This window comes from Halobacillus campisalis (assembly GCF_030345335.1).
Taxonomy (GTDB): domain Bacteria; phylum Bacillota; class Bacilli; order Bacillales; family Halobacillaceae; genus Halobacillus_A; species Halobacillus_A campisalis.
Genome location: NZ_JAPVRC010000006.1, coordinates 109,711 through 129,274, shown reverse-complemented (window position 1 = coordinate 129,274; position 19,564 = coordinate 109,711). Strand labels below are relative to the sequence as shown.

Sequence of the window (19,564 nt, the reverse complement as noted above, 5' to 3'; positions counted from 1 at the left end):
AAGTTCCCTTATGTTGAAAACTTAACCTCGAGATATTATCGATTTTTCCATTCCAAAGAGTGGAGATTGAATGTCGGGGAAATCACTCGCTTTCCATGGGCGTACGGTGAGCTCCCTGGGGCTAACGCCCTTCGTTGAATAACTTTTTTGAAAAATCAACAACGATGTTTAATATAGCTTTTTAAAAAAGAGTCAGTTCTTATTTTTTCAAATAAGAACTGACTCTTTTCTTATGAGCTTGGAAATTAAGTTTGTGCTAATTGACTCTTTTTAGTTAACGTGAAAAAGATGATGGCACCAATAAGGGATGTTATAAACAATACAGCGCCCATAGGAACAGCGGTCGTCTCATCTATACCAACAAGCGGAGAAACCATCGATCCAAATAATAAGGGAAGCATTCCGAGGACAGCACTGGCGCTCCCTGCACGATGCCCCTGTTTGTCCATTGCAAGAGTAAAGGTACTAGTAAGAATCATTCCCATCGAAGTCATGTAAATGAAAATAGGGATGACAATGGAAGCAAGAGGGCCTTCTATGATTGTCATAACTAGAAGTACCGATGTTGCGCTGACAGCCGTAATAACTGCCAGACGTAGCAAACTCCTTTCATGGATAATGCCGCCGAACCTTCCTATAATGAAACTGCCTGATATGATAGCCAGTCCATTAATCCCAAATAGTATGCTGAATACTTGTGGCGATACGTCATAGATTCCCTGATATACAAATGGAGTACCTGAAACGTAAGCAAAGCTTCCCCCGTGGATAAATCCTATAGTGAGTGCATACCCGATAAAAGAACGATCTTTTAACAAGTTCCCGATTGTTTTAACAGAGTGCTTGACGGTGCTTGGAATCCGCTTCTCAGGCGGCAGTGTTTCTTTTAGCCTCACAGCCACTGTCAACACTATTATCAGGCCGAGAATGGCCAAAGAATAGAAAATCGTATGCCAGGTGGCAAATGGAAGCAGCAGAATTGCTCCCCCTGTCATGGGAGCGATCATAGGGGCCGTAGCGTTTATAACCATCAATAAAGCAAAAAACTTCGTAAGTTCTCTTCCACTGAACACGTCTCTTACCACAGCGCGAGACAACACGATACCTGCTGACGCTGTAAAACCTTGTAAAAATCGAGCGATAACTAGAATCGTTATGTTCGGAGCTATAGCGCAAAGAAGAGAAGATAGGGCGAATAAAGAAATAAAAAGCAATAATGGCTTTCTTCTCCCCTGTGCATCACTGATTGGACCTACCACGATTTGGCCGACTGCAAGTCCTATCAAACATGTTGTCAAACTAAGCTGCACGAACGAAGCCCGGACGCCGAAATCATCAGCAATCTGAGGAAAGCTTGGTAAATACATATCTATGTTAAGCGGGCCAAGAATCCCTAGCATTCCGAGAAGCAGAGCCAGTCCGAACCGCTCTTTTCCTGTTGGATTATGAATCATCAATCTCAAACACCTTTCCTGTATAACTGAACTTGAAAGAGGCTTTAACCTCCACCGTTTGGGTATCCCCATTTTTATTACCTTTATAACCTATTTTTTATTGGATCTATAAAATAATTGACTTTAAACATCTATTCTACCAGAAGCCGAACAATTACTCTGTATTATTGCAATAAAAAATCTAATTCCCCTTACTAGGTTAAGAGAAATTAGACAGTCATTGGTGACAATTTGATGTCACGCTCCTATATACTGTTGATATAATTTCTGCGCTTCGCTTGTATCACTTATTCCATGAATAAGTGTTCTTCCATCTTTAAAAACAACGAACCGTAAGTGATTTATTTGAAAGATCAGCAGTTCACCATTGCCCCTCACTTCACTCGTAACTTGTTTTATCCGATCATTTAAAGCCTTTAATGAAAATCCTTCGATTTGCCCGGGCCTTACTTGTACGGTTTCCCTGCCACATAGCATATACGTTCTCAACCCTTTTTCTTTTTTCAAAAATGGATAATCAGCTTGACTGGAGCAAGAAGAGCATTCCGGATCCAATAATTTCGTTACTTCTACAGAAGAAGACTGCCTTTCCCACACATCAAAATAAACCATTTCTGGAGACATCAATTGACCCGTTAGAAATTTCAAACATTCTGCCGTTTGATAAGCAGCTGTCATTTGGACGGCAGGCCCGATAATCCCTAACGTATCACACGTCCCACCTTCTTGGGGTAAATAATCGAATAAACACTTCAAACATGGCGTTTTCCCGGGCAGTATAGCAAGGCAGGTTCCATGACTTTCTAAACACCCGCCATATACCCAGGGGACGTTAAGTTTGCAAGTTACATCGTTAATAATGAAACGCGTGTTGAAATTATCTGTACCATCAATTAGAATATCTACAGATTCTACTAATTGTTCTGCATTTTCTGCATGGAACTCTTCAGCTATACCTACTATCTTGACTCTTGAATTAATAGCCAGTAGCTTTTGTTCGGCTGCCTTTGCTTTTGGTAAAGAGGTGAGCGCATCCTCTTCGGTATACAATTGCTGTCTTCCTAGATTACTCCACTCGACATAATCGCGGTCTACAATGGTAATCTTCCCGACCCCCGCCCTTACTAACATCTCAGCGTTCGCGCTTCCTAATGCACCAGCACCGATAATGAGAACGTGTTTCTCTGCTAATAACGCTTGTCCCTCACTTCCTATTCCAGAAAAAAGCTCCTGCCGGGAATAACGTTCCTCCATTATTTAATCATCCCGATTTCCGGACTGCTTTTAGAAGCATATATTTTTTTAGGAATTCGCCCAGCTTCATACGACAGCCGGCCAGCCTTGACGCCCAACTTCATTGCTTCCGCCATTTTTACAGGATGTCCTGCTGAGGATACGGCTGTATTCAATAATATTCCATCAGCCCCCAATTCCATTGCATAAGCAGCATCTTTAGGAGAGCCGATCCCCGCATCCACAATAACAGGGATACTTGATTGCTCGATAATAAATTCCAGGTTCATAGGATTCACGATACCTTGACCGGAACCAATGGGTGAAGCCCCCGGCATAATAGCATGGACTCCTTCTTCCTCTAAACGCTTAGCTAATACTACATCATCCGATGTATAAGTCAATACCGTAAAACCTTCCTCTAACAACTGCACGGAGGCTTTCATCGTTTCAAAAGGATCGGGCAATAATGTCTTATCACACCCGATCACTTCTACTTTAATCATGTTGCATAACCCGGAAGCATGAGCTAGCCGTGCAATTCTTACTGCTTCTTCAGCTGTTTTAGCCCCTGCTGTATTAGGAAGCAGTGAATATTTCTGCAAGTCTAATTCCTCAAGTAAATTAGGCTCCTCTTCATCGAAGATATCCATTCTTCGTACGGCAAACGTCAAAATTTCTGTCTCTGAAACTTCTACTGCTCTTTTTTGCATGTCAAAACTAGGATATTTACCGGTACCCAGCATCAATCGAGATCTGAAAGTTTTATTTCCTATTTCCAGCATGTTCATCCGCCTCCTACAAAATGTACGATTTCCAATGTATCCCCATTTGTGATCTTTGTTTGTTCATACTCTTCTTTTTTTATGATCTCTTTATTGTGTTCTACTACTGAAATCCGTTTTGTGACGTTGTAGCTCTCAAGCAATTCTCCAATTGTGATTTCATGTTCGTTAAGTTGAATCCTCCGTCCATTAACTTGAATATTCATAGATTGCCCCTCCTTTAGGTTCAAACCGTTTTGGTGATAACATATCTTTAATCGACTTATCTACTTGCTGACCGGTCATTAAATCCTTTATCATCTGACCAGTAGAAGGGGCAAGTAATATACCGTTACGGTAGTGCCCCGTAGCAAAATACAAACCAGAATAATCAGGATGCTCTCCTATAATAGGAACCCCATCTGCAGAACCCGGCCGTACTCCAGACCAATAATTCTCAAGCGAAGCCTGTTTAAAATCTGGAACGACGTGAAATGCAAGATTCATTAAACTAGATATACCGCCTGCAGTTGTATCTGTACTAACATTGAATGGGCTGGATGTAGCTCCGATAATGTATCGTCCATCCGGCTTAGGAACTATATAAAAATTGTTAAAAAATAACGCTTCCTTGAAAAAAGCTTTTCTAGGCTTAATTGCAAAGCATTCTCCTTTTGTCGGAACCATCGGATTAGTTAAGCCCGTTTCAGTGAACCACCGTCCACTCGCTGCACCCGAGGCTACAACAACTCTTTTCACTTGTATAGATTCATGTTTAAGTTTAATTTCAAAATAATCACCAACTTTTTCGATACCTAAAACAGATTCATATTCTACCAGACTTCCTCCATAACACAGCGCCGCTTTCTTAAATGCCTCACAAACTTTATAAGGTTCCACATGACCATCACGCTTCATAGATAATGCTCCCAACACTTGATCGGAAAGGCATGTAATTTCATTTCTTAACTGGTCACCTTCCATCCAATCCAAATGAGGAAAAGCAGCGTATTTTGACTTTAGTGCATCCACATGTCTTTCATCTGTTGCAACTTCCCGCATTCCAAAAGGGGAGAGTCCAATATCTATGGCAGTTAAATCAAATAATTCCTTGCTCAATTCTTCATATAGGTCTCTGCTTCTGAGACAAAACTCATGGTATTTTCCTGGTATATGATTTTCAGTGTGCACCCCAAGCATCCCCGCAGCCGCTTTAGTAGCTTGCCCGCTCCCAGAACTTTCATCTACTACCACTGCAGACATTCCACTTTTATTCAAATAGTAGGAAATCGAATGACCAATTATTCCTCCCCCCCACTACAAGAACTTCATGTTTTTTGTTCATCCTTCCCCATCTCCCTTTTATAATTTTCAACAGCAGCAAGTGGGTCTTCTTCATTAAAAATCCCAGACATAACAGCAACGCCCGCCACATTGCTGTCTTGCAATGTTTTTAAATGAGCCACAGTAATACCGCCAATAGCTATAACAGGAATCTGGATAGTAGAAATGATTTCTTCCAGTGTTGCTACACCTCTAGGTTCAAGTCCCATTTTTGATTTCGTCGAATACACATGGCCAAACATTACATAATCAGCCCCCTGCATTTCTGCTAGTTCTGCTGCTCGAAAAGAATGTACAGATACTCCTACTTTTAAATGCGGAAATTCTTTCTTCACTTCGTTAACGGATAACCCTCTTTCAGTAAGGTGTAAATTATTCACGCCAGCAATACACGCTATATCTGCTCGATCATGCACAAAGAGTTTTCTCTTATCTACCCCTGTCTTTACTAATTTATTAATAAAAGAAATGTACTCTTTTGGGGTTTTTTGATATTCCCTTAAGATAATTGAATCTAATAAAGGAGTTATTCTTTTTATAACTTCACTCAATATTGATTCTTCCATTTTTCCGTCTGTGACGCCGATTAGTTTTATTACCATCCCCACCTTTATATTAGGGTTTGTCTTACTAAATCACCTACCCGTTTATCATGTCTATTCCAATCTTAAAAGTAATCAAAAATGCCACTTTCCTTGATAGGAAAGTGGCATACTCTGTTGAACGATTATTAATGAATTTTAACATCACATAAAAGTTCTATCACTTTCCTCCGCTGGTTTTTGAAGCCAGTTCAGGTTCAAAGAGTCCCAAAGTTATACTTTGATCTCAGCCCTCAAATAAAGGCACCCCTAGTGTCATTTATTAAAATTTTGGAAATGATTTAGTATATACTCTACATGATTTGCTGTCTCAGGTCTATAATTATTTGTAAATTATTTTCCATTAGCACTTATAGACCATTACCAATTACATAAAAAGCTCAGTATGAAAACATTATAGTTCTATTGCGCTAACAGTTTCCCCAAATAAATACCGCTAGCCGCTGCCTGGGACAATGAATGGGTTTCTCCTGAACAATCACCAGCTAAATACAACCCTGTTATTTCAGTTTCGAATGTCTCACTTGTATATAATTTCGGTTCATAAAACTTTGCATCCATCCCATATAGGAGCGTGTCAGGATGGATAGTATCTCCAATCAGCCCTTCTAATGCTTCAAAGAAATCTAGCAAAGTCTCTATGTAAAGCCCGGGGACTTCATCGTTCAAATTCCCTGTATCTCCATTAAGTGATGGACGGATCAAGTTATTTTCGATGCATGAGGTAGCTGCATTTTTCTTCAGATCATCTAATCTTTGAACCACCACCCTTTCACCTTCATCATTAATGCCTCCGACCACTCTTTTCGCTTCCTTCATTGCTGCATCATATGAATGAAAATAACGAGGTGTAAACAAAGTGAAGTTCAAATTAGTACTCGGTACCTCTTTTTCGTTTTGGTTCTGACCATCCGGCATGACGAGGCCGTGCTGATACTTGCGAATGATCCTTCCCTTAGGATTCATACAGTATGTAGTTGAAGTATAACCGCGGTCTCTGTACTGTAATTTCGTTTCAAACATTTCTTTAAGTATTGAGTCGAGCTGATCTCCTTTCATTTCCACCCTCAACCCAAGATCGAGACGCGTTTTTCCCGGGTGGAGCCCGAGACTGGCTGTTTGTGCAGTCAGCCATTCACTCCCGCTCATCCCTGTTGCGAGCACTAATTTTTCACTGTGAAAGTCACCTTGATTTGTACCAATAGCAAAACACTCTTTTAAGCTTACTGTTTCTACGTGGGCACTAAAGGTAAACGTTATGTGGTCTTTAATAGCTTCATACATGTTCTGAAAAACTTCCAATGCAAGATTTGAACCTAAATGACGGACTTCAGTTGATAGAACTTTTAAGGAATGGGCGGATGCCCTGGCAGCTAATGATGCATTTTTAGTGCTATACAGGTCGGCTTGCTCCGCTCCAAAGTTACAAAGAATCTCATCCACTTCCTTCATCAGTTCGATAACTCTTTCTTCGCCGACTTTTTTGCCGAGTTCCCCACCGAAATCGTTCGTATAATTGAATTTCCCTTCTGACATGCCAAGACCTGCAAAGCCAATATATTTACTGCAGCCATCCTCACATTCACATGATTTATCTTCATCCAGTCCGCATTTTCTTTCACTTAGTTCTTTTCCTTTATCGATAACATGGATAGAAAGGTCGCTATCTGACTGCAGTAGTGTATAAGCTAAAAAAACACTGCTTACTCCTGCCCCGATGATTGTAATGTCGTACATAGGTACCTCCTTTTGTTAGTGAGACGAATCCTTATCTATGAGTCACTTCATAAAGGATCAGTCAAAACCTCACTTTCAAGAACGATAGCTTTAAGGTTATTCTTATAAGCAGGAGTCGTGCCAAACTCCCTAAACAGCTTTTCCCACTTTTACTATAACACTTCCTGCTTCACCTCGAACAACCCTCTCAACTTACTAAAAGCAGCATCCACTACGATGCTGACTATATTCCCATATTTATTTTACATAAAATTACATCAGGCAACATATTTTTCAAATTAGGAATTCTTGCCTTTTCAGCTGAATCTGCAGTGATTCTGGCAATTGCTTTATTTGTGTATGCAGTTGTGCTTTCAATTACCCAATCTGAAGGGCTGCCCGCTAGTTTAATAAGTCTAGTTTCATTTGGATTTATTGGTACTTATTCTACTATCCGTTTCGCTGTTTTAGGGATGGAGTTAACTGATGTGGTAAGCTCAAAAGACTATGTAAGGGGAAAAAGGAAAGTTTGGAAAACGCCCATTGGAATCGGTGCTGTTTATGCGATAATAACTCTTTTACACAAAGGAATCCCTAAAAATACAGAACAAACATTAGATATTGCAGGCCCTGCAGTTTTAATAGCTGTACTCCTATTTTTCCTAAACTTCACTTCTCTCAAGAAATCATACAAAAAGAACAAGGAGTTAATTCATGATTAAAAAGCTGCTGTACGTTTGGGGGCACCCATCCTCAGCAGCTTCACCTTATGTTTTATTGATTTTTTGTATAGCTTGTTTGACGGTGCCTACTGTGTGCATCTCGGTTAAATCCTTTCCAATTTGTACGGCTTTTCTCGCAAGCTCGGGGCGTATCCCCGTAAATACAGGGTGTATACCAAGCAGCCTGATAATGTCGTTGATATTGAATAGGAACCCGACAACGACCTCATCCAGCTTATAGATACCTGAAAAATCGATGATTAAATAATCCAGATCAGAGTCCTTCAATTTTAAAGGAATAGTATCCAATAACTGATCAACCCGCACACTATCAATCCGCCCTCCGAGAGGGATAATTGATACGCCATCTGATACAGGGACTATGGCCGTAGCAATCTCATAAATTTCATGCCTGACTTCTGACAGTTGAGACTCCGTCAGCTTATATTGCGTAATATCTCTGAACACCGTTTGAATAGCTCTTTTGTTACCGAATTCTACAGGAGCGCATGTGAGTTCAACTTCTACTAAACTCCCGTCCGTTTTTATCAAAAACTCTTCAAAACGCCCAGGAGCTTGTTGATTATTGTGCACTCTCTCTATTCGATCGCTTATTTCTTTTTTCTTATCCTCTTTAAAAAAAGCTAAAGTTGAATTTCCAATCAGTTCGTTTCTGTGTGCATCTAAAAAATCTTCCGCTGCTTTATTCAAATACAAAATAATTTTCCCCGAATGAATGATGGTAGGTTCAAAGGAATGCTCAATGATTTGCTTATACAGCTCTTCTTTTTCATTAACTGTAAGACTGTTGCTTAGCTGACTCATCTTATCTCTCCTTAATAAAAGCTGAATAGTAACAAAGAACAGTCAAACGTCGTCCATAAATAACATTTCGATATAATAGATGGATTATCCTTCTATATGTTTAAAAATTACCTAAATTTGAAAAAAAAGGTTAGATTTATGTCCCAAAATATTAGGGAGAAGTTTAAAGGAAGGGTGGCAAATTAAAACGCTGACAATCGAGGAACTGCAACTGGTTCGACCAACCTCTATTGCAAAAAAGACGGACAATTTTGGTGGTCTCCATTTAAGCAGTCTGTTCACACGCATCTTTGGAGTTTGTATCAACATTGATGCCAGTGTATCCATCTGCAGATTTTTGACCGATAATTAATTTCTGCTACGAAATGACCTCATTTATCCTTGAAATACCTTGTTTTTGGTGATTGACATCCATACGAATAAGCCAGGCAATCAAAACCATTCTTCTCTAGAATGGGCTGGCTGGTGGGAAGTGCGTCAACTGTCATAAAGCGGTACCCATGTTCAAAGGCTTTTTGAGCACGAACTTTTAGTAAGGAGGAGTAATACCCTTTGCCGCGAGCCTCTTGCTTTGTGGCTCCTCCCCAAAAGCTGGCAAATGACGTCCCATTTTCAAGATACATCCATGCTGCACTGACAAGTTCTTCATTTTCATATATTCCATATAAAAATAGAGATAAAGGATTTTTTTGTTTGTCACGACACAACCTTTTTTCTAATTCACTCAATGATTCTCCAAAGACCATTTCTGCTAATTGAATCAACTCTTTGATCTCCTGCACACTAGTAATTTCTCTCAAGTTTGAAGGTAAACTAGAATTCAGAAATGGATGATTTTCATTAATCTCCATTACCATCAATGCTTCTCGATCTTCCACTTCAAATCCCTCGGCTTCTAATATCTTTAACAAATTTGCTGGCTGGTCATAGCTGTATACTTTCCACTCAAAACACTGGCCTATTTCATTAAAGTATTTCAATTCGGAGCGAATGACCTCATGTGCATTTACTTCATTAATATTGGATGAAGAAATGAATCCATCTTCATTGTAGTTAGATACGTGCCTTACTACATAATCTGTTTTTTCTCGTTTAAATCCCTGGGGTTCTATATCCACTCTCAATTGTTTATGAAAAATATTTAAGATTTCATCTTTTGACACTGCGAGCTCCTCCAATTCCTTCACTTTTCCATGGAATCCTTCATTCATGTTAGTACTGCTAAGCAAAGAAAGTTTGCCACTTAAAGAGTTAATTTATATATTTTATAGTATCACAACTAATATATTCGCATATAAAAAAACTGGCCTAAGCTCTTCTATAGACCAGTTCCCTACCAACTATTCATCTTCAATAATGGAAAATTCATAACCTGTTGTCCACCTATTTTCTTTCTTTACTTTAACAGCAAATTCGTTGGCTTCTTGATACGTTTCAAATACTATCTCTTTATTGTTTTTCGCAAATTCAATGACGATTTCTTTTGCATCTTTTGCTATTAGTTTATATCCCATTCATATCCCCCTTTAATAATTGGTTCCATGCTCCAATTCTTCCTGTGGATCATCTTTTTGATAATCCGTCAACCGGCCATGTCTAATAAGGTCGTATATGACTCTCCCGTTACTCGGTTGACCATCAGGATAATACAGCGGAAGTATATCGAAGAGTACAAAATAAAAGGCATAAAAGATAAACTGCTGCCAAAAGGTTTCCATACCAATTGATTCTGACGCTAACAACCCATTCACACCTAAAGCGACTATGATATTACTTAGTATCGGTGCGGAATATACGAGAAGATGTGCCCAATTTTTATCAACTTTTAACTCTTCATAGCTGCACCAGCTATACATGAAGTAATATTTACGGATTTCAAATACCCCTAAATTGAAAATGCGAGGTCCACAACCCACAGTCACCTTTGAGCTTTTGGCGCCGAGAAAGTGACTCGCAATCAAATAGCCGCCTTCACGAATTACCGATACAACCGGCAGGATAATAAAAGCTGATAGAAGCAGCTTTAATAAGTCGGCAATTCCGAACATTTAGTTTCCTCCTTTTTTTACTCTTAATTTAAAATGGCTCTCAGTTGAATGAAGTGTTGAAATTAATTTAAGAGTAATGACGGTTCACCCTTCCCTCAAAATAAATTGGAGTACTTCCATTTTCTTCATAGGAAAAGCCGAAAAGGATCATATCCTCTCCGGCTTATGTCTAGCTCTATTGTCTAGTACATTTCCACCAGTCTTTATTTTGGTTTTAAGATAAATATGATGTAGCTTTTATCCAGGCTGAAATCCCAGTCCACAAAAATATCCTGGATTTGGGTTCCAAGAATCGTTTCAAACACTGTAGGGTCAAGTAACCTTTTCTCGAGCTGTCTTTTGCTTAAACGAAGTTGTTCACTAAAACCTGAGTTGATGAGTTCTTTTTCAATACGCACAAGGATTCCTTTACGATCGACAAGAAGGGTCCTTGAGTTCAAATATACGGACTCAACTTTCTCAGGTGCCTTCTCAGCCAGCTCACTCACCCTGATAATTTCATTGTTAACTTCATCTTTTTTAGGGTAATCGGAAAGGTCACTTATTTGCTCCTCGCTGTTCTCTTCTTTGATTACGGCGACCAGAATGCCTGATTTATTTCTGAGCGACCAATCGTAATAAATATTTTCAACATCTACGTCCGCTGTCACTCGCAGCGTCGCCTTAATTTCAGGCAAGAGTTCCTGCATGAGAAAATCACGTGTCTCTTCAACCTTCATATAATTTTTCTGCCCTACTAATACTCTTTCCATAGGTGCTAAAAAGTCACTAAGATAAATAGTGATAAAGGGATGTTCAATAGAAACATAAACAGAGGATGGTCCTTTTCCAAAGTTATCCCTGAACAGCTTTCCCGTATAACTTGCAATTTCTGCGTGTACTGAATTTTTTTCCATAGATCTCATCCTTTTTATATTGAAATTAAAACCAATCGCTTTAGTTATCAATAAAGTTCCACTCATCTATAGAAATTAAACAAGGCTGCCAATCATTTTTATTTCACATTAGAATACAGTTCATCACACATCATGGCATTTGCCAGACAGATTTTCATAACTTCCTGTAACTCTTCATCGTTCAGTTGCTTAATATTTTCCACACAGTCTCGACAAATTGCTGCACATGCACTTGTGATCTCATCAGCAATTGGTGAACCGGAACCCACTGTTTCTTTCGCATGGTGATAAGCTTCCATACTCTTTTTCGCTAGATGAAATCCTGTAAGCAAGTGAAGTGACTTTTCATACCTCTTTCTATCTAATCCTTTCATTTCCCGTGATCCTCCTAAATTTTCCAATAAAAAAAGCCAAAAAAGGTAAAGGTCCTTTTTTGGCTTATGTCTAGCTCTATTTGTCCAGTACATTTTTACCAAGATTATTCATTTGTTACATTTCAATTCAACTAGCACATTTATAGGGGAAAAAGTACTATCCCTTTTTCCTATTCTCCATTGTAACGCTAACTCAGTTAATTGAAAAGGGGTATTGAGTTAAAATTATGCTTTTCTTAATGCTCGCCGCTCTGCATAAGACAAACATCTAAAACAGACGGGTACTTTATTCCCTTCGTCGTCCAAATAATAACTTGGGTTCTTTGCTTTCTTTTTACATATATAACACGATCGCTGGCCAAATAATCGTTTGAAAAAGCTTCCCATTTTACCACCTTCCCTTTATTACATATGATTTTAACTTTTTCATAAAGGAGTGTAAAAGTATAAGCTTACTGATTCAGTAATGGCCTTATATCTGCTTCCTCAATGGTTCTCCAGGAGTTTTTATTGGATAAAATAGGTCATTAATATAAATGCGGCGCCCATTGCAATGAGCAGGTAAACCATCGATCCAATATATAACAATTTCGTCTTCTTTTCCTTTTTCACTTCTTTCCAGGGAACATGAGCAAACCCGAGCATTAGACCGCCGATGATTGTTAAAAGTCCATATAACGGATGTACAAATGCTGCAAGTGAAAGTCCCCCTGTGAATAAAATCATCGCAAAGAATACTATAACCAAATACATACTCCTGTTTCCTCCTCGTCATATTTAACTATTGCCATCTACGTTAAATATATCGGTGATACCTGCAAGAAATATACTGTTCCTCTTCTTGATTAGCATAGCTTCTGTCTTCAAACATAAACGTAAAGCCCCTGGCTTCGTAGAAAGGGGTTCCCATATCATTTCCTTTTTGTACCGATACCCATTGTTCTTCCGCTCCAAATTCTGTCTGTTGCTTTGTTACCGCCTCCAGCAGCAACGATCCTATCCCTTGATTCTTTTTGTCTGGATCCAGATAAAGAACATAGACTTCAGCTTCTTTTTCATTTTTCATACCGCCCCCACAAGCTCCTAAAACATTATTTCCTTCTAAAGCTACATAATAGCCTCCCCATCCTTTATTGGAAGTAGTGACTTCTTGATAAATACGATCATAATTATAAAACTCTTTAATGACACGTGCTATGTATTCATCTGAGCAAAGGTTACGATACGTCGCCCAGTTGCCTTCTGAGCAAACCTTGGCAATCCCTTCTATATGTTGTATCGAAGCTTTTTGTATTTTGACCATCTTTAATAACCCCTCCCATTTCATTTTTTCATGTCCCATTTGACTGTTTTTTCACTTTTCCAATAGGATTTAATTCCATTGTTTACCATAGTTGCCCGCTTTGGCACTTGAAAAGTTATGATGATTGCTCCAAGCACATCTACCGAGGATGCAGCAGCGTTAATAATTGCTAAGATCTTTAAAGTCGAGTTCATAACCCCTAAGAATCCGAGCATGAAAGGGGTCAGTATAGAAAGAATGACAAATGGAGCGAGCGTAATCAATAGAAACCTTTTTTTAGTCAGCTCTTCCTCCGTATAAACGTACCCACCGAAGAATGTAAGTCCTGCATAGGTTTTTTTAGATTTGAGAAATTTCGGAACGCATAATAGATGGATTCCTTCATGAACTACTACCAAAATAAAAATTAAGAATAAAAAGTATAAAAGCGATAATAAATTTATAGTGATTGTGAATGAATGACCGTGGATACCGAATTCATTGAAAGAAAGCCCAGAAGCTAGATATAAAGCTCCCAAGGTTATCATCATATTAATTATCATAAGAGGTATCGAAAATACAGTGGCCAAAAAAACTGAAGATGGCTCTTTTAAAGGAATCCAGCCCTGTTCTAAGAGTTCATTGTGTTTATTAATGTTATTCTTCGGCAATTCATTTTTTATTTTCAACCTGAACCTCCTTCATGTCGAAATATTTTTGGGAGTTATTTATAGAAGAGTTACTTAAGTTTAACTATATGATGAACGTAGTCGCTGCTTGAATTGATTTGACGTTTTTCTTAAAGCTGGAGTTAAGCATAAACTATCAAATAATCAGTGTTAAACTTTTCAACGGTAAAGGGTACCCGTCAGTTTCGGTTTATTCAAAACTTTACATTATATAATCGTTCAGCTTCTTCAAATTTCCATTCTGTATGAAGAAATACATTCAAAATTTTGGATAATTCGAGTTTATCATAACCCTTTACTTCATATACCATATTTCTATTATTAACATTAAAAAGAATAAGTCTGTTAGGCCACTTTAATAACTCACTTATGAATATCACCAACCACCTTTAACATAGCCAATAAAAAAGTAGAAGACACCTATATTTAGCAGGTGAACTTCTACTTTTTTGCTTTGGAGCTTTCATTAAATAATCTCGATATATTCTTTAAGAACTTGCTTGGATATTTTGTTCGGCCTTAGAACTTTTTATAAAAAAAGATAAGATTAAACCGACTAGGGCGGCTATACCCGCCACCATGAATGAAACGTTGACTCCGTGAATCAAACCATTGACTCCTTCGTCAGGAATTGCCCCATTGGTCATTACAGTGACAAGAAGTGCTGTGCCGACAGCACCGGAAACCTGTCTCATCGTATTATTCATCGCGGTTCCATGCGGGATCAGGTGAGTAGGCAGTTGATTTAATCCAGCTGTCGTCACCGGCATCATAACCATAGCCACCCCAAACATCCTCGCTGCATTTACAACAGCTAAATACGTAAACGTCGTTTGTGAATCCAAGTTTGTAAACATAAAGGTGGTAGTGGTCACGATCAATAGGCCGATAATGGCAAGCCACCTCGCCCCGAACTTATCAAAAAGCCGGCCTGTAATAGGATTCATAAAACCCATCAGGAGGGCTCCCGGCAGAAGCATCAAACCTGACTCAAGTGCAGTGAAACCAAGCATATTCTGCATGAACAGCGGCAGTACAGTCGCTCCACCGATCAGTGCAATAAAAACGACCATTCCTAGTACCGTTGTTAGAGTGAACACTTTAATTTTAAAGACTCTAAACTCAAGAATGGGCTGTTTCAATTTGAATTGTCTTAATATGAATGTTGTAAGAGCAACAGCACCTACAGCCATGGATATAAGTACCTGCTGGTCGCCCCAGCCCGTGTTTCCAGCCGTACTGAAGCCATACAGTAACCCTCCGAACCCTAGTGATGAAAGAATGATAGATAATACATCCACTTTTGGATAGGTTTGATTTGTTACATTTTTCAAAATGAAGTATGCAATAATAAAATCAATGATTACTACTGGTAAAATCACATAAAATAGACTCCTCCATGGGAATTGCTCAACCATCCAGCCTGACAGCGTCGGGCCGATAGCAGGAGCGAAAGATATTACCAGCCCAAACATTCCCATGGCTGATCCTCGCTTTTCTATAGGGTAGACCATCATTAAAATAGTTTGCATTAAAGGCATAATAATTCCTGCACCTGAGGCCTGGACAATCCGTCCGACCATCAGGATAGGAAAGTTGGGAGCTACTGCACAGACTGCAGTACCAACAGCAAACAATCCCATTGCCGTCAGAAATAACGCCCTCGTTGTAAATCGCTCAATCAAAAAAGCTGTGATCGGAATCATGATCCCATTCACCAGCATAAATATCGAAGTAAGCCATTGAGCCGTGCTTGCATTCAAATCAAGATCTCTCATAATATGCGGCAATGCTGTGGCCAATAAGGTCTGGTTCAAAATCGCGGCAAACGCTCCAGAGATGAGAACCAGCATCAAAGGTCCCCGATTTATTTTATCTTCTGAACTTGTTGTTTCACTTCTTTCAACCATGTTTTTCCTTCTTTCCCGTCCATCTGGCTAATATTTCGTACATCGAAATATATTAACACATCCATTCATTGACCGAAAGAATTTTGTTTAGGCACCTAATCATTAATATAGTGTAATCCATATTTTTGATAATAGATTTTATAAACATTACACTTACACTAGCAGTAAATCAGAAAGGATGGGTTATATGGGACAAGATATCAAAGGAAAAATCGCTTATATTACAGGGGCAGGACGAGGCATTGGACGTGCCGCCGCTCTTGAATTTGCCCGTGAAGGCGTTCATGTCGGTTTGATCGCCCGCACAGAAAGCAGATTAAAAGAAGTGGTTTCAGAGGCTGAGGAATTAGGAGTGAAGGCCAGTTATGCTGTCGCAGATATTTCTGATATGGAGGCTGTCGACCAGGCTGTCGCACATTTGAAAAACGAACTCGGAACAGCTGACATTTTAATTAACAATGCAGCAATCAGCGCAAAGGGGTCTTTTTTGGAAATAGATCCTAAGGACTGGAAAAAAACTTTTGAAGTCAATGTATTTGGCACATATCATGTTACACGTGCCGTTCTCCCTCAGATGATTGCAAAGGATCAAGGAAATATAATTAATATTTCATCAAGTAATGGTTTAAAAGGTACGGCTGGTTCCACAGCTTACAGCGGATCGAAATTTGCCATCCAGGGCATGACTGAAGCACTTATGCAGGAAGTCCGCAAAAATAATATCCGAGTTTTCACCCTGAATCCAAGCCTTGTAGCCACTGAATTAGCTTTCGGCGAAAAACTTGAAGAGCAGGACAAGGATAAATTCATGCAGCCTGAAGACTTAGCGGAATATATGGTATCACAGCTTAAACTGAACCAGCGCATCTTCATTAAAACTTCTCTTCAATGGGCGACGAACCCTTTTTAAATCCATTTCATTGGAATAATTAAAGCACAAAAGCTCGAGGCAGTAATTATGCCTCGAGCTTTTTTCATTTTGGGGAAATTCCATAGGATATTTATTTGTTGTAGCTTAAGTCTCGCACTCCATCACGTACGGCAATAAACTCTGGTCGTTCCTTGCCTCCAGAATACGGTTTCACGAGCTGGTTCTCGACACTATTATAAACCATAAATAGATTATTACGGCTGTATGGAGTTATATTACCGTTGGAACCGTGCATGGTATTACTTTCAAATAGTGTGATAGACCCAGCTTTTCCTGTTGGCACTGAAATGCCTCCGCCTTTTTCAGCCAGCCATCTCAAGCTATCGTGATCAGGAACACCCAGCTTTTGCTTTTGTAGAGACTCTTTATAATTATCGTCAGGCGTTTCACCTATACAACTGACATAATAATTTTGGGACCCAGGTATGAGCATCAGAGGCCCGTTAAACGTGTAGTTATCGGACAAAGCAATGGACAAGCTGACCGCTCTCATTCTTGGCATTCCATCTTCAACATGCCATGTTTCAAAATCAGAATGCCAATCGAATTCTTTTCCAGTAAATCCTGGTTTATAGTTAATACGGGATTGATGGACATACACATCGCTTCCCAGTAAATGATTGACAATATCCAGCAGCCTTTGATCATTGGCTATGTTTTTGAAATAGTCGTCATCTTCGTGAACGTGGAATATGGAACGGATTTCATCACTCTCAGGCTCCCTGATGACTTTATCCGATTGGACGCCGTGGCTGTCCTCCTGTAATTCAAAAATTCCTTTTTGCATATTTGAAACCTCTTCATCAGAGAAAAAGTTTTCAATTTGCAGAAATCCATTTTCTTCATAGAAGTCAAGCTGTTCGGTTGAGATAGGTGCTTGGTCATCCTTTGAACGGTCCGTATGAATCACTGGATCCTTTCGCTCAAAAATCTCAGGTTTGTTATTCTGTCTTGAAGGATAAAGATCTTTCATTACAATACACTCCTAGGATAAGATTTTTTCACTTTTTTAGCAATCCATGGAATTTTCCCCACGTACGGGTTAGGTTCCCACTCACAAAACAAATAAACTACTATTTCAGAAAAATTTTAATAAAAGTCGAAAAAATTCGAAAACAATTGATAAAGCGAGCAAGAAAGAGATAATTTTAATACAATAATTTTAAGGAAGCATAATTGGCTTCCATCACTTCTATTCGTTATTGTTTTCCATAGTAATGCCTTATCATTTTACTACCTAATCATGTTTCACATCTTATTTATGCTCTTTATTTATAATAGATTTTTTGACTTCAATTCTGATACTCACAAATTAACCACATTGGAAATAAAGACCGCAGAAGCTTTTTGATGTCTACTATCAATATTTCCCTCATAAAATTATCCCTATATAGTAAATGGTGATTTTCAAACTACTTTCTTCACACTAAAAAAACTGACTTTAAAGGCCCCCACCTTTAAAGTCAGTTTTAAAATATAGATTAATAGCTTAGAGCTTCATAAGAGTTGATTCGCCCATCATTAAAATAGTACCCTGTACCGCTAATCGGGTCAGCTGTATTTTCGATGGCAGAACGAATTTCAGAATTACTTTTTCCTTGACTGGCTAATAGTCCAGCTAGACCAGCTACATGAGGAGATGCCATGGATGTTCCGGACATGTAAGCGTATCCTCCGTTCGGTACCGTAGAGGCAATATCTACGCCAGGTGCAGTAACATCAACCCATGTGCCATAGTTCGAAAAAGATGCTCTATTGTCATTCTCGTCGACTGCCCCTACAGCTATTACGTTACTATAGGAAGCGGGTTCAAAGGTGGTCGAAACTCCATCGTTTCCTGCAGCAGCTACGACAAGGGAGCCTTGGCTCCAAGCGTAATTCACTGCATTTTCAAGAGTTTGAGTATCACAATCACAGCCCAGCGAAAGGTTAATGACTTCCGCTCCTTGATCAGCTGAATAACGAATGGCGTCAGCAATAGCAGCTAATGATCCATTCCCGCTGGCATCAAGCGCCCTTACTGCTAGAATTTCTGTATCAGGAGCCATACCGGCAACTCCCTGGCTGTTGTTAGTCTCAGCCGCAGCCGTACCAGCTACATGAGTACCGTGTCCATTTTCATCCATAGGATCATAATCATTGTCAATAAAGTCATACCCGCGTATTGTTTTATCATCTAAATCCGGATGGTTATAATCCACTCCTGAATCAATTATAGCAATTTGTTGATTGGTACTGCCTCTTGTTATGTCCCAGGCCGCCGGTGTGTTTGTTGTTTGCGGCCCATATTGTACACTATTATAATAAGTATCGTTTGGAGTCCATGCAGCATCAAATTCATAGTTAGGTTCTGCATACTCGACATTAGGGTTTTTGTTAAGCGCTTTGACAACAGCCTCAACATTACCCACCTTCAACACTTTAAATTCAGAATCTACGGCATCATCATCAGGAATTTCCGAAGCTTTTAACCCATCTAATGCAGACTTTTCACCAGATTTTCCTTCTTTGAATTTAACGACTACCTCCCCTTTAACGTAATCCCCTTGATCAGCCTTATTATTCACTTCTACTTTGGGAAGGGGCTCAAATTTCTTTTCTGCAGAAGCTTCACCTGAATCAGGTAAAAGTGCCATTGTGAAAGCTAATGACAGTGTTGCTAAACCTTTAAACTTCATAAAAATTCCTCCTTTTTGGTATATCTAACTCATTCACCAAATTAAGGAGGAATTCCTTCTATTTCGACTTGGGAAACCCCTTATCAATCAGGGGCT

At 39.2% G+C, this 19,564-nt stretch carries 21 protein-coding genes and 1 riboswitch; of the genes, 2 read left to right on the top strand and 19 right to left on the bottom strand.

The annotated features are described in order from the left end of the window. Positions 1 to 245 precede the first annotated feature (245 nt). The 7 genes from O2Q26_RS13515 to O2Q26_RS13485 form a co-directional block, all read right to left on the bottom strand. The gene (locus tag O2Q26_RS13515) at positions 246 to 1,454 is read right to left on the bottom strand and encodes a Bcr/CflA family efflux MFS transporter (RefSeq protein WP_289216398.1); all 1,209 of its coding nucleotides are present in this window, start codon (positions 1,452 to 1,454) and stop codon (positions 246 to 248) included. 237 nt (positions 1,455 to 1,691) lie between these two features. Next, positions 1,692 to 2,708 (bottom strand): ThiF family adenylyltransferase, encoded by a 1,017-nt coding sequence (locus tag O2Q26_RS13510; RefSeq protein WP_289216397.1) that lies wholly within the window; start codon positions 2,706 to 2,708, stop codon positions 1,692 to 1,694. Further along, on the bottom strand, positions 2,708 to 3,478 hold the full coding sequence (locus tag O2Q26_RS13505; protein ID WP_289216396.1) for a thiazole synthase: 771 nt from the start codon (positions 3,476 to 3,478) through the stop codon (positions 2,708 to 2,710). The genes O2Q26_RS13510 and O2Q26_RS13505 overlap by 1 nt, the downstream gene beginning before the upstream one ends. Continuing rightward, complete coding sequence (thiS, locus tag O2Q26_RS13500; protein ID WP_289216395.1) at positions 3,475 to 3,678, bottom strand: sulfur carrier protein ThiS; 204 nt, start codon at positions 3,676 to 3,678, stop codon at positions 3,475 to 3,477. Before thiS ends, O2Q26_RS13505 begins: the two co-directional genes overlap by 4 nt. Continuing rightward, complete coding sequence (locus O2Q26_RS13495; RefSeq protein ID WP_289216498.1) at positions 3,662 to 4,753, bottom strand: FAD-dependent oxidoreductase; 1,092 nt, start codon at positions 4,751 to 4,753, stop codon at positions 3,662 to 3,664. The genes thiS and O2Q26_RS13495 overlap by 17 nt, the downstream gene beginning before the upstream one ends. Before the next feature lie 26 nt (positions 4,754 to 4,779). After that, a complete protein-coding gene (locus O2Q26_RS13490) occupies positions 4,780 to 5,397 on the bottom strand; it encodes a thiamine phosphate synthase (RefSeq protein WP_289216394.1) in 618 nt (205 codons plus the stop codon). Positions 5,398 to 5,545: 148 nt separating this feature from the next. Then, a riboswitch (TPP riboswitch) is annotated at positions 5,546 to 5,658 on the bottom strand. 141 nt (positions 5,659 to 5,799) lie between these two features. Further along, positions 5,800 to 7,134, bottom strand: a complete 1,335-nt coding sequence (locus O2Q26_RS13485; RefSeq protein WP_289216393.1) for an NAD(FAD)-utilizing dehydrogenase — start codon at positions 7,132 to 7,134, stop codon at positions 5,800 to 5,802. A gap of 311 nt (positions 7,135 to 7,445) precedes the next feature. Between O2Q26_RS13485 and O2Q26_RS13480 the strand changes: the two genes are divergently transcribed. Further along, positions 7,446 to 7,835, top strand: a complete 390-nt coding sequence (locus O2Q26_RS13480; RefSeq protein ID WP_289216392.1) for a hypothetical protein — start codon at positions 7,446 to 7,448, stop codon at positions 7,833 to 7,835. A gap of 45 nt (positions 7,836 to 7,880) precedes the next feature. On the opposite strand, the gene O2Q26_RS13475 is transcribed toward O2Q26_RS13480, so the two are convergent. The 10 genes from O2Q26_RS13475 to O2Q26_RS13430 form a co-directional block, all read right to left on the bottom strand. After that, complete coding sequence (locus O2Q26_RS13475) at positions 7,881 to 8,660, bottom strand: PAS domain S-box protein (RefSeq protein ID WP_289216391.1); 780 nt, start codon at positions 8,658 to 8,660, stop codon at positions 7,881 to 7,883. A gap of 371 nt (positions 8,661 to 9,031) precedes the next feature. Next, positions 9,032 to 9,823: a GNAT family N-acetyltransferase gene (locus O2Q26_RS13470; protein ID WP_289216390.1), complete on the bottom strand. Its 792-nt coding sequence runs from the start codon at positions 9,821 to 9,823 to the stop codon at positions 9,032 to 9,034. Between the two features lie 177 nt (positions 9,824 to 10,000). After that, positions 10,001 to 10,174 (bottom strand): hypothetical protein, encoded by a 174-nt coding sequence (locus O2Q26_RS13465; RefSeq protein ID WP_253935891.1) that lies wholly within the window; start codon positions 10,172 to 10,174, stop codon positions 10,001 to 10,003. Between the two features lie 12 nt (positions 10,175 to 10,186). After that, a complete protein-coding gene (locus tag O2Q26_RS13460) occupies positions 10,187 to 10,708 on the bottom strand; it encodes a hypothetical protein (RefSeq protein ID WP_289216389.1) in 522 nt (173 codons plus the stop codon). Positions 10,709 to 10,911: 203 nt separating this feature from the next. Continuing rightward, on the bottom strand, positions 10,912 to 11,604 hold the full coding sequence (locus O2Q26_RS13455) for a Na-translocating system protein MpsC family protein (RefSeq protein ID WP_289216388.1): 693 nt from the start codon (positions 11,602 to 11,604) through the stop codon (positions 10,912 to 10,914). Between the two features lie 98 nt (positions 11,605 to 11,702). Then, the gene (locus tag O2Q26_RS13450) at positions 11,703 to 11,978 is read right to left on the bottom strand and encodes a four-helix bundle copper-binding protein (protein WP_289216387.1); all 276 of its coding nucleotides are present in this window, start codon (positions 11,976 to 11,978) and stop codon (positions 11,703 to 11,705) included. A gap of 507 nt (positions 11,979 to 12,485) precedes the next feature. After that, positions 12,486 to 12,731: a hypothetical protein gene (locus O2Q26_RS13445; RefSeq protein ID WP_289216386.1), complete on the bottom strand. Its 246-nt coding sequence runs from the start codon at positions 12,729 to 12,731 to the stop codon at positions 12,486 to 12,488. 43 nt (positions 12,732 to 12,774) lie between these two features. Continuing rightward, entirely contained in the window at positions 12,775 to 13,281 is a 507-nt protein-coding gene (locus tag O2Q26_RS13440) for a GNAT family N-acetyltransferase (protein WP_289216385.1), read from the bottom strand. Positions 13,282 to 13,301: 20 nt separating this feature from the next. Next, positions 13,302 to 13,949 (bottom strand): DUF3267 domain-containing protein, encoded by a 648-nt coding sequence (locus O2Q26_RS13435; RefSeq protein ID WP_289216384.1) that lies wholly within the window; start codon positions 13,947 to 13,949, stop codon positions 13,302 to 13,304. Positions 13,950 to 14,437: 488 nt separating this feature from the next. Continuing rightward, entirely contained in the window at positions 14,438 to 15,859 is a 1,422-nt protein-coding gene (locus tag O2Q26_RS13430; RefSeq protein ID WP_289216383.1) for an MDR family MFS transporter, read from the bottom strand. Positions 15,860 to 16,046: 187 nt separating this feature from the next. Here O2Q26_RS13430 and O2Q26_RS13425 point away from each other — a divergent pair, with 187 nt between their 5' ends. Then, on the top strand, positions 16,047 to 16,769 hold the full coding sequence (locus O2Q26_RS13425; RefSeq protein WP_289216382.1) for a 3-ketoacyl-ACP reductase: 723 nt from the start codon (positions 16,047 to 16,049) through the stop codon (positions 16,767 to 16,769). A gap of 91 nt (positions 16,770 to 16,860) precedes the next feature. On the opposite strand, the gene thpD is transcribed toward O2Q26_RS13425, so the two are convergent. Both thpD and O2Q26_RS13415 read right to left on the bottom strand, forming a co-directional pair. Continuing rightward, entirely contained in the window at positions 16,861 to 17,763 is a 903-nt protein-coding gene (thpD, locus tag O2Q26_RS13420) for an ectoine hydroxylase (RefSeq protein ID WP_289216381.1), read from the bottom strand. Positions 17,764 to 18,271: 508 nt separating this feature from the next. After that, entirely contained in the window at positions 18,272 to 19,468 is a 1,197-nt protein-coding gene (locus tag O2Q26_RS13415) for a S8 family peptidase (protein WP_289216380.1), read from the bottom strand. Positions 19,469 to 19,564: the final 96 nt, after the last annotated feature.